The organism is Kitasatospora sp. NPDC059327 (assembly GCF_042752535.1).
Classification (GTDB): domain Bacteria; phylum Actinomycetota; class Actinomycetes; order Streptomycetales; family Streptomycetaceae; genus Kitasatospora.
Genome location: NZ_JBHYYB010000052.1, coordinates 43,274 through 57,497, shown reverse-complemented (window position 1 = coordinate 57,497; position 14,224 = coordinate 43,274). Strand labels below are relative to the sequence as shown.

Below are 14,224 nucleotides of genomic sequence, written 5' to 3'. Positions count from 1 at the left end.
GGGGGCCCCCCCCTTCCTTCCGGGCGGGTTCCCCCGCCCCCCCCGGCGCCGCCCCCGCCCCCCCCCCCCGGGGGGCGCCGGCCCCCCGGCCCCCCCCCCCCCAGCCCGGGGTCAGGCTCCGGCCACGATCTCGACGCAGCGGGCGACGGTCGCCCCGGCCGCGTTCAGCAGCTCCTCGTCCACGGACACCCCCGTCTCCCGCTCCAGCCTCTCGGCCAGTTCGGTGATCTGGAGGGAGTCCAGACTCAGGTCCTCGAAGAGCCGGTCCTCGGGTCGGATCCCGTCGGCGGGGCGCTCGGCGAGGAGCGCGATGATGCGCCGGACCCGGTCCAGCGTCGCGAAGTCGGTGGTCATCTCGTCCTGCTCCTTCTCTGGTGGGACGGCTCGCGGGGGCCGCGGCCGACGGGGGACGGCGCCCGGGTCACGGGCAGCGCACGACCTGGGCCGCGTAGGTGAGACCGGCGCCGAACCCGAAGAGCAGGACCGGGTCGCCGCTGACGATCTCGCCGCTCTCGCGCAGGGCGTGCAGGGCGAGGGGGACGGAGGCCGCGCAGGTGTTGCCGGCGTGGATCACGTCGGTGGCGGTCACCAGCTCCGGTGCTTCCAGGCTCTGGGCGAGCGCGTCGATGATGCGGAGATTGGCCTGGTGGGGCACGAGCGCCTTCAGGTCCCGGGGGTCGAGCCCGGCCCGCTCGCAGGCGGCCTCGATGACGGGTGTCAGGGCGCTGGAGGCCCAGCGGAAGACCTTCCGCCCGGCCATCTCCATCCGACCGGTGGCGGCGGGGATGGTGATCAGGGCGGCCTGCGCGCCGTCACTGCCCCAGGCGACCGGGAAGATGGCCGGTTCACCCGAGGGCAGGACCAGAGCCGCGGCCGCGCCGTCGGCGAAGATCGGCCCGGTGTCGCGGTCCCCGGGCGCCACCCAGTCCGTCATGCGTTCGGACGCGACGACGAGGACACCGCCCGCGGTGCCGGCCCGGACCAGGGCGTCGGCCACGGCCAGGCCGTGGCCGAAGCCGGAGCAGGCGGCGTTCAGGTCGAAGCCCGCCGCCCGGCAGCCCAGTCCGGCCACCACCTGTGCGGCACCGTTGGGCATCGGCGAGGGCATCGAACAGGTGGCCAGGACCACGACGTCGACCGCCGCGGCGCTCACCGCCGCGTCCGCCAGGGCCGCGCGCCCCGCCTCGGTGGCCATGGCCACCACGCTCTCCGCGCGGGAGGCGTAGCGGCGTTCCCGCACCCCCACCCGCCGGGCGATCCACTCCGCCTCGACTCCCGCGTTCGCGGCGGCCTCGTCGTTGCCGACCACCCTCGCGGGCCGGTAGGCACCCAGCCCCGCGATCCGGGCCCCCGCGACGGGGGAACGCCCGACGGCGGCGACGACGGCCCGGTGCGGACCAGGAAGCTCGTTCATGTGACTGTCCACTTCTGGGAGGGCGAACCGGATGCGGCTGCCCGCGCCCCGGATCGGTCAGGGCGGGCGGACGCCGGCGAGCCGCCGGCACCGACGGTGTCCGCGCGGCTGCCGCGGCGCGGTCGGACGGCTCAGCCACATCAGACCCCCCGCTCCGGGACAGCGGCAAGGCACTCTCGCCGGACGTGCGTGCACGCGTTGAACTCCCGGCCCCGCGAGGCGGAAGCGCACCGCAGAAGGAGAGCACGGCCCCGCCCGGCGGCGCCGGACGGACGGGGCCGGACGAACGCGCGGCGCCGTCGGGCCGCCGCCCGTCCGGCCGGATCCGCACGGCACCGCCTCCCCCGGCCGGAGTGGACCACGAGGACTCAGGGGGTCGCGGGCGGTTCGCCGGTGCCGCGCAGGCCGGCGAGGTCCAGCAGGAGGGCCTTCACCCCGGTGGCCGCGACGCGGCCGGGAAGGACGCCGGCGGCGGAGCAGAGGATGAGCGGACCGTCGTCGTCGCTCGCGGGGAGGCGTCCGTGGCTGCCGCGGACGGGTGAGGGGTCCAGGGGGACGACCGCCATCCGGTAGCGCAGGCCGAGCTTCTTGCGGGCGACCGCCGTCGCGGCCCTCACCCGCACGTAGGGGTCCTCGGGGTCCATGACCAGCTCGGCCGGGTCGTACCCGGGTTTGCGGTGGATCTCCACCAGCGCCGCGAAGTCCGGGGCGCGGGCGTCGTCGAGCCAGTAGTAGTACGTGAACCACGCGTCGGGTTCGGCTACGGCGACGAGCTCCCCGGAGCGGGGGTGGTCGAGGCCGTTCGCCTTCTTGCCCTCGTCGTCCAGGAGCCGTTCGACACCGGGCAGGTCGGCGAGGACGGCGCGTACGAGGTCGAGATCCTCCGGACGGCGGACGTACACGTGGGCGATCTGGTGGTCGGCGACGGCGAAGGCGCGGGAGGCCATGGGGTCGAGGTACTCCATGCCGTCCTGGGTGTGCACCTCCAGCAGACCGGCGCGCCGCAGGACGCGGTTGATGTCCACCGGGCGGCTGACGGGGGTGATGCCGTACTCGGACAGGGCGACCACGGTCCGCCCCTGCGCCGCGGCGTCCGCCAGCAGCGGGGCCAGGGCGGCGTCGACCTCGGCGGCCGCCCGGTGCGCGCGCGGGTCGTCGGGGCCGTGGCGCTGGAGGTCGTAGTCGAGGTGGGGGACGTAGCACAGGGCGAGGTCGGGGGCGCGGGTGCGCAGGATGTGACGGGTGGCATCGATGATCCATCGGCTGGAGACGAGGTCGGCGCCCGGGCCCCAGAAGTGGAAGAGGGGGAAGGTGCCGAGGAGGTCGGTGAGTTCGTCGTGGAGGGCGGGTGGCCGGGTGTAGCAGTCGGGCTCCTTGCGGCCGTCGGCGTAGTAGATGGGGCGCGGGGTGACGGTGATGTCGGTGTCGGCGCCCATGGCGTACCACCAGCAGATGTTGGCGACGGTGTAGCCGGGGTGGGCGCGCCGGCCCGCGTCCCAGAGCCGGTCGCCGGAGACCAGGCCGTTGTGCTGGCGCCAGAGGAGGACGTCGCCGAGTTCGCGGAAGTACCAGCCGTTGCCGACGATGCCGTGTTCGGTGGGGAGGGTGCCGGTGAGGAAGGTGGACTGGGCGGTGCAGGTGACGGCGGGAAGCACCGTGGACAGCGGTGCTCGGGAGCCCGCGTCACCGAGGGCCCGCAGGTTCGGCATGTGCTCCAGCAGGCGCGGGGTGAGGCCGACCACGTCCAGCACGAGCAGCGGGGTGGGCCGGTCGGAGGCCTGCGGGCCGGTGGTGGGGGTCATGGCAGTTCCTTGAGACCGAGGTCGGTGAGGAGGTCGCGGGCGACCGCGAGTTCGGCCGCGATGCCGTCCGCGAGCTGGGCGCGGGTGCGGGGGCGCAGCTCCGGCGGAAGGGCCCGCCAGGTGTAGGTCTCCACCTCCAGGTGCCGGGTGAGCGGCGCCGGCCCGCCCACCAGCCGGGCGAGCGCGTCCTGGAGGACGGGAAGGGTGGAGGTGAGCGGCGGGTCGGGCGGCCGGTGCAGCGGGACGTGGAAGTGCGAGCGCCAGGGAGCGGCGGTGGGCAGTGCCGGGGCGGGGGCGAGTGCCTCGGGGAGGTCGTCGGTGCCGAGGAGCCCGAGGTCGGCCCGGGTCGCTCCGGGGGCCGGCCGCCGGGACAGGGTGCGCGTCTGGTGCAGGAAGCGGGGTTCGGCGTACCCGGCGAGGGCTTGGCGCACCTCGGGGAGGTGCGGGTGCTCGGCGTGCAGGGCGGCGGAGAGCTGGACCTTGGGGACGGTGATCCCCGCCGCGGCGAGGGCGTCCAGGGCGCTCGTCGGGTCTTCGAAGGACGTGGCGAGGTGGCAGGTGTCGACGCAGACGCCGATGCGGGGGCTCGCGATCCCGGTGAGGGGGCCGATGGCGTCGGCGGTGGTCTCGATGACGCATCCCGGTTCGGGTTCCAGCGCGATCCGCAGGGACTTGCCGGTGCGTTCCTCCAGGTCGTCCAGCCGGGCGGCGAGGCGGCGGAGCGCGGTGCGGGCGAGCTGGGCCGCGGCCGGGTCGGCGGGCGTGCGCCAGGCGATCGGGAGGGTGGAGACGGAGCCTTCGGTGACGTCGTCGGGGAGCAGCGCGGCGAGGAGGCCGGCCAGGTCGGTGGTGTGGGCCAGCCGTTCGGGGCGGGTCCAATCGGGCTGGTAGACGCGGTACTTGACCACCTCGGCGCCGAAGCCCCGGTAGGGGAAGCCGTTGAAGGTGACCACCTCCAGACCGCGCCGGTCGAGTTCGGAGCGCAGCCGGGGCAGGGCGGCGGGGTCGGTGACCAGGGTTTGGGTGGCGTCCCTGGCGAGCCACAGCCCGATGCCGAGACGGTCGAGGCCCAGGCGTGCGCGGACCGGCTCGCAGTGCTCACCCAGCTGGGCGAGGACGCCGTCGAAGGTCTCGGCGGGGTGGACGTTGGTGCAGTAGGCGAGGTGGACGGTCGAGCCGTCCGGGTGGCGGAAGCGCATGGCCGGCTCGCCTCATTCCCCGCCGCGGCGGATGGAGTTGCCCTCGTGGAGGGCACCGGGCGCGAGGGCACCGGGCGAGGGCGCGCCGGGCGCGAGGGCGGCGATCCGGAGGCGGCCGCTCAGGCCGTAGAAGGCGACGGGGTTGCGCCAGAGGACCTGGTCGACCTCCTCGTCCGTGAACCCCGCGGCGAGCATGGCGTCGCCGACCTTGCGGGTCTTCAGCGGATCGCTCTTCCCCCAGTCGGCGGCCGAGTTCACCAGCACCCGCTCGGTACCGTGCTCCTTCAGCACCGCGACCATCCGGTCCTCGTCCATCTTGGTGTCCGGGTAGACGGAGAAGCCGAGCCAGGCGCCGCTGTCGGCGGCCTCCCGCACCGTGGTCTCGTTGAGGTGGTCGAGCAGCACCCGCTCCACCGGCAGCGCGGACTCCTTCACCAGGTCGAGGGTGCGTCGCAGACCGGCGAGCTTGTCCCGGTGCGGGGTGTGGACGAGGGCGGGCAGGCCGTGGTCGGCGGCGAGCTGGAGCTGCGCCGCCAGGGCGGCGTCCTCGGCCGGGGTCATCGAGTCGTAGCCGATCTCGCCGACGGCGACGACGGAGTCCTTCGCGAGGTAACGGGGCAGGGCGTCCAGGACGGGGGTGAGCCGGGGGTCGTTGGCCTCCTTGGGGTTGAGGGCGAGGGTGCAGAGGTGGGTGATGCCGTACTGGGCGGCCCGGAAGGGTTCCCAGCCGAGCAGGGCGTCGAAGTAGTCGAAGAAGCTGTCCGGCGCGGTCCGGGGCTGGCCCAGCCAGAAGGAGGGTTCCACGACGACGCGGACGCCGGCGTCGTACATCGCCCGGTAGTCGTCGGTGGTGCGGGAGGTCATGTGGATGTGCGGGTCGAAGATGCGCATCAGGACTCCTGCGGAGGGGCGGTCAGAGCGAGGACGCGGCGGAGGTCGGCGGGGACGGGGCGGCCGGCGGCGGTGCGCTCGGCGGCGAAGTCGGTCAGCATCCGGGCCAGTTCGGCGTCGGCACGGGCGCGGTCCGCGAGCTCGGCCACCGCCGCCACGGGCACGCCGGTGAACAGGCACTTCAGTACGGCGTGGCGCCAGGCGTGGGGGTCGAGGTGGGCGGCGCCGTAGGGGCCGACCGCGGCGGCGAGCAGCCGCGTGTCGTGGGTGCGCAGGGCGTCCTCCACGAGGGGCAGCAGCTCCGGCCCGGACGCCAGGAAGGGGAGGGCCAGCAGGACGGCCCGCCGTTCGGCGGCGTCGCCGTGGCGGTAGAGCCGGGTGAGGGTGTCCGGGCCGGGCCGGGCGGTGCGCAGCAGCAGGATTCGTACCGCGTCGGCGTGTTCGGGGCCGCGGTCGCGGCCCGCCGAGGCGAACCTGGTGTCCCACCCGTCGGGGCGGGCGCCGGCGGGGGCGGCTTCGGCGGGTGGTGCGGACGGCCGGCCGCGGACGGCGTCGCCGAGCCGGTCGCGTCGGTCCTCGCCGGACGCGGCGGCCGGGGCGGCCGGGGCCGGGGCGGGGGGTGTCGGGGCGGCGGTTGTCGGGGCGGCGGTTGTCGGGTCCGCGGCCGAGGGGGACGCCGGGATCGGGGCCATGGAGTCGGTACTCCCTTCACGGTGGGGTTCGGTGCGGTCCCGGGTCCCGGGACCCGCGCCGGTGGGGGCCACCCGGGGCGGGGTGGTGCGTGCTCGGAGGAAGGCCAGGGAGCTGCAGGCGAGTTCCGGGCCGGCGTGCGAGTGCCGGGGCAGTTCCACCACCGTGAGGCCCCGGTAGCCGATGGCGGTGAGGGCGTCCAGGACCGGAGGGAAGTCGATCTCGCCTTCGCCGAAGGGCAGGTGTTCGTGGACGCCGCGGCGCATGTCCTCGATCTGCGCGTGCCGCAGCCAGGGCGCGGCGGCCCTGACGCAGTCGGCGGGGGACGCGGGCTCCAGACACTGGCAGTGGCCGATGTCCAGGGTGAGCCCGAGCAGCTCGGGTCCGGGGTTCCCGAGGAGGGAGCGGAGCCGGTGGAAGTCGGCGAGGGTGGCCAGCAGGTGGCCCGGTTCGGGCTCGATGGCGAGGGGCACGCCCGCGCGTTCGGCGACCGCGAGGACGGGGGCCAGGGAGCCGGCCAGGCGCTGCCAGCCCCGGTGGGGCGGGGTGGCGGACGGCAGGACGCCGCTGAAGCAGTGCACGGCGTGGGCGCCGAGGTCGGCGGCGACCCGCACGGCGGTGGCCAGCAGCCCGGCGCGGGCGGCCCGGTCTCGCGGGTCCGGGTCGAGCAGCGTGGGACCGTGCTTGCGGCGCGGGTCCAGGACGTAGCGGGCCCCGGTCTCCACCGTGACCTCCAGGCCCAGTTCGGCCAGCCGGGCCGCCGCCTTTCCGGTGCGGGCCGCCAGGCCGGGCGCCCGCGGGTCCAGGTGCATGTGGTCGAGCGTCAGCCCGACTCCGTCGTAGCCGAGGTCGGCGAGGAGGCCGAGGGCGTCGTCCAGTCGGAGGTCGGTCAGACCGTTGGTGCCGTAGCCGAAGCGGAGACCGGCGGGGGCGGGCGGAGGCGTCGGGCCGGGGCCGCTCATGTGGGGCTCACTCTCCGGGCCAGGGCGCGGGCGAGCGGAACGGCCGCCAGCAGGGCGGCCGCGGCCACCGGGGCGCCGGCGCGGGCGGCCAGCGCCGCCTGGAGCGGGACGACGGCCCGGATGCCGCTTCCGACGGCCCTCGTGGTCAGCGGGGCCGAGGGGTTGAGCGCGGCGTGCAGGAAGGGCGGGCCGGCGGTACGGAGGTACCCGGCGGTGGCGAGCAGGGTGGCCCCGTAGGACGCCGCGGATGGGGCGGCGGCAGCCGCGGCGGCGGGGACGGCCGCCGGTCCGGGCAGGCCGCGGGGGTTCGGCGCCGGGCGCAGCACCCACCCGGCGAGGGCGGCGCCGGTCGCGAGAGCGGCCAGCGGTGCGGTGCTGGAACCACCGTGCGCCTCGTGCCGGGAGACCGCCGTGATCGCGTAGGCGTGCGCCCCGAGCACGGCGGCCGCCGGCAGTGCGGTACGGGCCCGGCCGCCTCCCGGCCGCGTCGTGGCCGCCTCCCCGGCCCCGGCCGGCGCCACCGCGGCGGTGGCGCCCAGCAGCACGTCCAGGGCCCGGGCCGCCGCCATGGCCGCCGGTCCCGCGGGGGTGTGCTTGAGCTTGAGGTCGTAGGCCCAGACGGCGGCGGTGACCGCGCCCGCCACCGCCAGCGGGCGTCGGCCGGCCCGGGCGGCGCACAGCAGTCCCGCCGCGCTCAGCGCTGCAGCGGCCGCCAGCGCCGCGCCCGGGGCGATCCGCCCGGAGGGGAGGGGCCGGTGCGGCCGGTCGGCGGCGTCCTCCTCCTGGTCGGCCCAGTCGTTGAGGGCCATGCCGGCCTCGTACAGGCAGATCGAGGCCCCGATCGCCCATCCGGTGCCCCGGCCGGGCCGCACACCGGTGGCGGCGGCGCCGACGAGGGCGTCACCCGGGACGCTCACCAGCGCCGACACCCTCAGCAGCTCGGCCCAGGCGCGCAGGCGCGTACCCGGCCGGAGTCGCTCCCCCGCCGGGTGGCGGTCGCCGCTTCGCCGGGCCGCCGTCCACGGGCCGGCGGCCCCGGCCGGGACGGGTGCGGCGTCGGGCCGCGTGTCCGGCGCCGGCGCGGCCGCGGGCGGCGGCGTGCGGTCGGGTCGCGGCCGCGATACCGGCGCGGGTGCTGAGCCCGCGGGTGCTGAGCCCGCAGGAGCGGCGGGGCGGCCGCGGCCCCGCGCGGCGCGGCTGTCGAGCACCGTCGGGCTGCCGGCCTCCGGGGCGGTCCGGCTCCCCCGGTACGGTCTGCCGCTCCTCGGGGGCGGGATCTCGCTCATCGGTCGTCCCCCTCGCCGAGCCGCCGCGCGAAGGTGAGCAGGGCCTCGTACTGCTCGGCCAGCGCGGCGGGGCCGCCGTCCGGGTCCTTGAAGTAGAAGCCCAGTTCCGGGCGGGGACCGGTGAGGCCGATCGCGTGGGCACGGGCCAGCAGCCGGACGAGATCGAGGACGAGCGGCGCGGCCAGCGCCGAGTCGCAGCCCTGCCAGATCGTCTGGAGGACCATGCGGGAGCCGAGGAAGCCGTCGAAGGCGATGTGGTCCCAGGCGGTCTTCCAGTCGCCGAGCGCGGGCACGTCGTCGATGTGCACCTCGCCCTCCGGGCGGTGACCGAGGGTGTCGGCGAGGACCCGTCCCTTCCCGGCGTTCTTGGCGGCGGCCGCCGCCGGGTCCGCCAGCGCGGCGCCGTCACCACCGCCGAGCAGGTTGGCGCCGGACCAGGCGCGCACGTCCAGGGAGCGCTGACGGAACATCGGCGCCAGCACGGAGCGCAGCAGGGTCTGTCCCGTCTTCCCGTCACGCCCGGCGTACGGGACGGCGGCGCGAGCGGCCTCGGCCCGCAGGGCGGGGGCGTGCAGTCCGGTGGAGGGGGTGAAGTTGACGTAGGGGCAGCCCGCCCGGAGTGCGGCGGCCGCGTAGAGGGAGCTGGGCGCGAGGCGGGTGGTTCCGGTCGCCGGGGCGGCCTCGGTGGAGGCGACGTTGATCACGACGGTGCGCGCCAGAGCGTGCCGCGCGGTGAACCCGGCGATGTCGGCGGCGAAGGCGGCCACCAGCTCGGCGTCACCGCGGGTGTCCCCGGGCTGGGGTCCGCCCGGGCGTACCTCGGCGTCGGCGTCGGCCAGTTCGCGGTGGACGGCGACGGCCAGCCCCTGCGGGAGGACACCGCCGGCGGTGAGCTCCTCGGCGCGCTTGGGCAGTGGGCAGACGGCCGTGTCGTGGCCGCCGAAGACCAGCGAGTCGAGCCGGGGCAGCCCGGCCGCGGCGAACGGCGGGGTTTCCGTGACCATGCCGGTCGCCGGACGCAGCCCGGCGGCGAGCGCCGCGCACCCGGCGACGGCGGTGACGGCGACGGAGCCGCGCGCCCCGACCAGCCATACTCCGGTGCGGGTCTCGGGGTGCCGGTCCTCGGCGACCGGCGGGTGCTCAACGGGCATGGCGTACCTCCTTGGTGGGGGGCGGAAGATCGTGTGGCGCACGGTGCGGCGACGTGGGGGCGGCCGGCCTGCGCGGGCCCGGACGGTGGGTGGGGCGGGCCGGCCCCCGGGCCGGGGTCGGGGCCGGGTCCGGGGGCTCGCGCGGGGGCGGCGGCGCGCGCTAGTCGGAGGACCCGAAGGCCGCGTCGAAGGAGGCGGCCGGCGGTTCGAAGTCGTACCGCCTCAGGGTGGCGAGCGCTTCCGCGGCGCCCGTCAGGCGGTCCATGCCGGCGTCCTCCCACTCCACCGAGACCGGGCCGCCGTAGCCGATGGAACGCAGCATCCGGAAGACGTCCTCCCAGGGCACCTCGCCACGGCCGGCCGACACGAAGTCCCAGCCGCGCCGGGGGTCGCCCCAGGGCAGGTGGGAGCCCAGCCGGCCGTTGCGGCCGTCCAGCCGCTTGCGCGTCTCCTTGCAGTCCACGTGGTAGATCCGGTCCCGGAAGTCCCACAGGAAGCCGACCGGGTCCAGGTCCTGCCAGACGAAGTGGCTCGGGTCGAAGTTGAGCCCGAACGCGGGCCGCCGCTCGACGGCCGCCAGGGCCCGCTCGGTGGTCCAGTAGTCGTAGGCGATCTCCCCCGGGTGGACCTCGTGGGCGAAGCGGACCCCCTCGGCGTCGAACACGTCGAGGATCGGGTTCCAGCGCTCGGCGAAGTCCTCGTAGCCGCGCTCGACCATCCGTTCCGGCACCGGGGGGAACATCGCCACCGTGTGCCAGATGGACGAGCCGGTGAAGCCGACCACCGTCCGTACGCCGAAGGCGGCCGCCGCCCGCGCGGTGTCGGCCATCTCCCGCGCCGCCCGCCGCCGTACGCCCTCCGCCTCGCCGTCGCCCCAGATCCGGGCGGGCAGGATGCCCCGGTGGCGCTCGTCGATGGGGTGGTCGCACACCGCCTGGCCGACCAGGTGGTTGGAGATGGCCGAACAGCTGAGCCCGTAGGTGTCGAGCAGGGCCCGCCGGCCGGCCAGGTAGCCCGGGTCGGCCAGTGCCTTGTCGACCTCGAAGTGGTCTCCCCAGCAGGCGAGTTCGAGGCCGTCGTAGCCGAAGTCGCGGGCGAGCCGGCAGACCTCCTCCAGGGGCAGGTCGGCCCACTGGCCGGTGAAGAGGGTGAAGGGGCGTGACACGGCGTGAGCCTCCTGGGCGGTGACGGCGGCGAAGGGAGTGAGGGGTGGGGGTGGCAAGGCGGTGGGGGTAGGGCACGCCGCCCCGCTGTCGGGCTGGCAGCGGGGCGGCGTGCCGGAGGAAGGGCTACCGCCCGGGGCGGAGCGCCACTGTCAGCTCAGCCTCCAGTTCTGGTTGGCGCCGCCGTGGCAGGGCCAGAGGATCAGCCGGGTTCCGTCCGCGGAGGAGGCACCGTTGGCGTCCAGGCACTTGGTGCCGTTGCGGATGGTGTTGTCGGGCCGGACGGACCACTTCTGTCCGGTGCCGCCGTTGCAGGTCGACAGCTGGACGAACGCGCCGTCGGCCTGGCTGTTGCCCTGGACTTCGAGGCACTTGCCCAGGGACTGGAGGGTTTCGCCGCTCTGCGCCCACTTCTGGTTGGCACCGGTGTTGCAGGTCCACAGGTGGACGAGCGAGCTGTTGGCGGAGCCCCGGTCGACGTCGACGCACTTGTTCCCGACACCGATGATCTGCTTGCCGGCCGGTGCTCCGACACCCGGCCCGCTGTAGGTGATCGAGTCGAGCGTGAAGCCGTTGGCGACCGTCGTCCTGAACACGACGTACAGGTCCACGGTGCCGCCCGGGTCGGTCACGTCGACCGGCGGAAGGCTGACGTAACTGTCCGCTCCTCCGGTGCCGGTGACGGGCGAGGAAGCGACGAGCCGGCCGGTCGGCGAGCCGGCGCGCAGCTCGATCGTGCCGCCGCCGGCGGGCGAGGACACCTTGAAGGAGACCTGCTGGATCCCGGTGAAGTTCACCGGCTTGAAGGAGATCCAGTCGTTGTCGCTGATGTCGGTGACGCGGGCTCCGGACTCGGCGCCGGTCCGCGACTCCACCCGCACGCCGGACGCGCCGCCGTAGTACTCGGCCTGCTTGCGCTTGGGCTGCAGCACGACGCCGGCGCTGCCGGTCAGCGCCGGCAGTCCGGTCGCGCCGTTGTCGGTGTACGAGGCGGAGCCGATGATGTGGGCGTTGCTGTTCTGGTGCTCCTCGTCGGCTTCGGCCACGATGGTTCCGGAGCATCCCTGGATCGGGCTGCCGAGCGGGTGCTTGTGCGCGTCGTGGCCGATGTTGCCCTGGGTGGTGACCCGGTTGCAGTCGATCGTCCCGTCCTCGGGGTCCGTGACCGAGACGCTGTAGGGGATGAGGTCGCCCCAGGCGTACATGGCTCCGTCCGCCGGGCCGTTGAACCTGACCGTGGGCGTGGTGTTGCCCGCGGTGATGGACAGGTTGGCCGTGCCGGTCCTGCCCGTGGGGTCGGTGACGGTCAGTTGGGCGCCGTAGGTGCCGCGCTGGGCGTAGGTGTGGGTGGGGTTGGCCTCGGTCGAGGTGGCGCCGTCACCGAAGGCCCACCGGTAGGTCAGCGCGCCGTTCTCCGGATCGCTGGAGCCGGCGCTGGAGAAGCGGACGGTCAGCGGTGTCCCGCCGTCGGTCGGCGTGGCCGTCGCCCGGGCGACCGGGCTGCGCTGGCCCGCGCCGTAGTCGATGCGGTAGAGACCCGAGCCGGGCAGGTGGACGTTGTCGCTCCAGCCGGAGCCCCAGGTCAGCAGGTACATCGACCCGTCCGGGCCGAACTTCATGTCCATGGGGGACTTGAAGTCCATCGAGGACAGGAAGTCGTTGATCTTCAGCAGCTTCCCGGAGGAGTCCAGGCGGAACTCGAACATCTTGTCGCGGGACCACTCGCCGAAGAACGGCGTCTGGTCGTAGTACGCGGGGAACTTGGTGCCGGAGGGGTTCGCGGCGTCGTAGCGGTAGATGGGGAAGGCCATCGGCGCCTCGCCGTTGCTGACACCCAGCTCCGGGAACTTGTTGCCCTCGCTGGCGCTGTTGCCGTACCAGACGTCGGCGGCGCGGGCCGCGGGGAGCGTGGTCAGACCGGTGTTGTTGGGCGAGGTGTTCCGCGGCGCGGCGCAGTCGAACGACGCGCCGGAGGTGTTGGTGGCGAAGTCGTGGTCCTTGTAGGGGGTGTTGTTGCCGACGCAGTACGGCCAGCCGTAGTTGCCGGGCGAGTCGATCACGTTCCACTCGACCATGCCCCCCGGGCCGCGGGTGGCGCTGTCCGCGCCGGAGTCGGGTCCGTAGTCCGCCGCGTAGATGGCGCCGGTGGTGGGGTGGACGCTGAAGCGGAAGGGATTGCGGAAGCCCATGGCGTAGATCTCGGGCCGGGTCGAGGCCGTGCCGGGCGCGAACAGGTTGCCCGAGGGGATGGTGTAGGTGCCGTTGCTCTCGGGGTGGATGCGCAGGATCTTGCCGCGCAGGTCGTTGGTGTTGGCCGCGGTGCCCTGCGCGTCGAACAGCTTGCGGCCGGCCCTCTCGTCGATGGGCGTGTAGCCGTCGGAGGCGAACGGGTTGATGTCGTCGCCGACGCCGATGTAGAGGTTCCCGCCCGGGCCGAAGGTGAGGTAGCCGCCGGTGTGGCCGGGTTCCGATTGACGGGACATCGGCACGGTGAGCAGGATCCGCTCACTGGCGAGGTCCAGCGTGTCGTTCACCAGGGTGAACCGGGAGATCCTGGCGATCTCCTCGGTCGTCCCGCTCGGTGAGTAGGCGAGGTAGACCTGGTTGTTGGTGGCGAAGCCGGGATCCAGCGCCAGTCCGGTCAGCCCGTCCTCGGAGATCGTGCCGCCGCCGTAGACGCTCAGCTGGGCCGCGACGACGGTGCTGCGGGTGGCGGGCTTGTAGATCTTCAGCTTGCCGCCGTACTCGGCGTAGAAGACCCGGCCGTCCGGGGCGATGTCCAGGGCGCTGGGCGCGATGGTCGACTCGTCGAGGGCGACCTTCTCGAAGCTGCTCCACACGGTGGGGCCGCAGTCCGCGGCGACCTTGCCGGCCGCGCTCTCCACGCCGCCCGCGATGTGCGTCCGGAAACCCGGCTCGGAGTACGCCTCCGCCTGGTGCCCCATACCCGTCGCCCAGACCTTGCCGCCCTCGAAGTTGCGGCACCAGGAGATGGGGTGGTCCGCGCCCATCTTGGACGGTCCGGCGTTGTAGGTGGTCTCGTCCGCGGTCACCAGCACTTGTACGTCACCGCGTCCGGACCGGTTGAAGTTGTACCACTCCTCGGTGCGGTTCCACCGGTCGGGCAGGCCGGCGCCCGAGGGGTGCTTCTTGTCGGCCACCTTCGCCACGCCGGGGACGATGGCGGAGTGCTGGGTCATGGTCATCCCGAGCAGCTGGTCCCACCAGGGGAACTGGCTCTCGATGTTCATGTCGGTGGCGTTGTGGATCGCCACCACGCCACCGCCGTCGCGCACGTACTTCTGCATCGCGGTGCGCTGCCCGTCGGTGTCCCAGACCATGCCGGAGGTCTGCAGCATGACGATGACGTCGAACCGGGCGAGGTCGGCGTCGTTGAAGACGGCGGAGTCCTCGGACTTCGTCACCTCCCAGTTGCGCTCGGTCGCGAGCGCGTCGAACATGGCGATCCCCGCCGGGATCGAGGTGTGACGGTAGGCGCCCGCGGCGGTCTTGGAGAACAGCAGCACGTGCGTGCTCCCGGGGTGGGCGGACGCGACGGGCACGGGGCCCAGCACGCCCGCCGCCACGAGCAGGGGAACGGCGACCGCGAGTAGTCGTCTGAGCTGGACGAGCACGGTTCAACTCCTTGGGTGAGGGAGGGTGAAG

Annotated in this window: 10 protein-coding genes and 1 pseudogene; all 11 read right to left on the bottom strand. The window is 74.6% G+C overall.

The features are described from left to right. Positions 1-111: 111 nt before the first annotated feature. The 11 genes and pseudogenes from ACFXHB_RS27580 to ACFXHB_RS27530 all read right to left on the bottom strand — a co-directional run bounded on the left by ACFXHB_RS27580 (position 112) and on the right by ACFXHB_RS27530 (position 14,193). Positions 112-354: an acyl carrier protein gene (locus tag ACFXHB_RS27580; RefSeq protein ID WP_380577347.1), complete on the bottom strand. Its 243-nt coding sequence runs from the start codon at positions 352-354 to the stop codon at positions 112-114. 67 nt (positions 355-421) lie between these two features. Beyond that, entirely contained in the window at positions 422-1,414 is a 993-nt protein-coding gene (locus tag ACFXHB_RS27575) for a beta-ketoacyl-ACP synthase 3 (protein WP_380577346.1), read from the bottom strand. A 368-nt stretch (positions 1,415-1,782) separates the two neighbouring features. Further along, positions 1,783-3,216, bottom strand: a complete 1,434-nt coding sequence (locus ACFXHB_RS27570) for an alkaline phosphatase family protein (protein WP_380577345.1) — start codon at positions 3,214-3,216, stop codon at positions 1,783-1,785. Next, entirely contained in the window at positions 3,213-4,415 is a 1,203-nt protein-coding gene (gene eboE / locus ACFXHB_RS27565; protein WP_380577344.1) for a metabolite traffic protein EboE, read from the bottom strand. Before eboE ends, ACFXHB_RS27570 begins: the two co-directional genes overlap by 4 nt. Before the next feature lie 12 nt (positions 4,416-4,427). Continuing rightward, positions 4,428-5,306 (bottom strand): TatD family hydrolase, encoded by an 879-nt coding sequence (locus tag ACFXHB_RS27560; protein WP_380577343.1) that lies wholly within the window; start codon positions 5,304-5,306, stop codon positions 4,428-4,430. Then, positions 5,306-5,998 carry an EboA domain-containing protein gene (locus ACFXHB_RS27555; RefSeq protein WP_380577354.1) on the bottom strand — a complete coding sequence of 231 codons (693 nt, stop codon included), beginning with the start codon at positions 5,996-5,998 and terminating at the stop codon, positions 5,306-5,308. The genes ACFXHB_RS27560 and ACFXHB_RS27555 overlap by 1 nt, the downstream gene beginning before the upstream one ends. A 42-nt stretch (positions 5,999-6,040) precedes the next feature. Beyond that, positions 6,041-6,958, bottom strand: a pseudogene (locus ACFXHB_RS27550) (sugar phosphate isomerase/epimerase family protein); the annotation flags it as partial. Beyond that, positions 6,955-7,875 carry an SCO3242 family prenyltransferase gene (locus ACFXHB_RS27545; RefSeq protein WP_380577342.1) on the bottom strand — a complete coding sequence of 307 codons (921 nt, stop codon included), beginning with the start codon at positions 7,873-7,875 and terminating at the stop codon, positions 6,955-6,957. The gene ACFXHB_RS27545 and the pseudogene ACFXHB_RS27550, both read right to left, overlap by 4 nt. Positions 7,876-8,240: 365 nt before the next feature. Continuing rightward, the gene (locus ACFXHB_RS27540) at positions 8,241-9,395 is read right to left on the bottom strand and encodes an inositol-3-phosphate synthase (protein WP_380577341.1); all 1,155 of its coding nucleotides are present in this window, start codon (positions 9,393-9,395) and stop codon (positions 8,241-8,243) included. Between the two features lie 160 nt (positions 9,396-9,555). Beyond that, positions 9,556-10,560: a sugar phosphate isomerase/epimerase family protein gene (locus tag ACFXHB_RS27535; protein WP_380577340.1), complete on the bottom strand. Its 1,005-nt coding sequence runs from the start codon at positions 10,558-10,560 to the stop codon at positions 9,556-9,558. A 150-nt stretch (positions 10,561-10,710) separates the two neighbouring features. Next, the gene (locus ACFXHB_RS27530; protein ID WP_380577339.1) at positions 10,711-14,193 is read right to left on the bottom strand and encodes a ThuA domain-containing protein; all 3,483 of its coding nucleotides are present in this window, start codon (positions 14,191-14,193) and stop codon (positions 10,711-10,713) included. Positions 14,194-14,224: the final 31 nt, after the last annotated feature.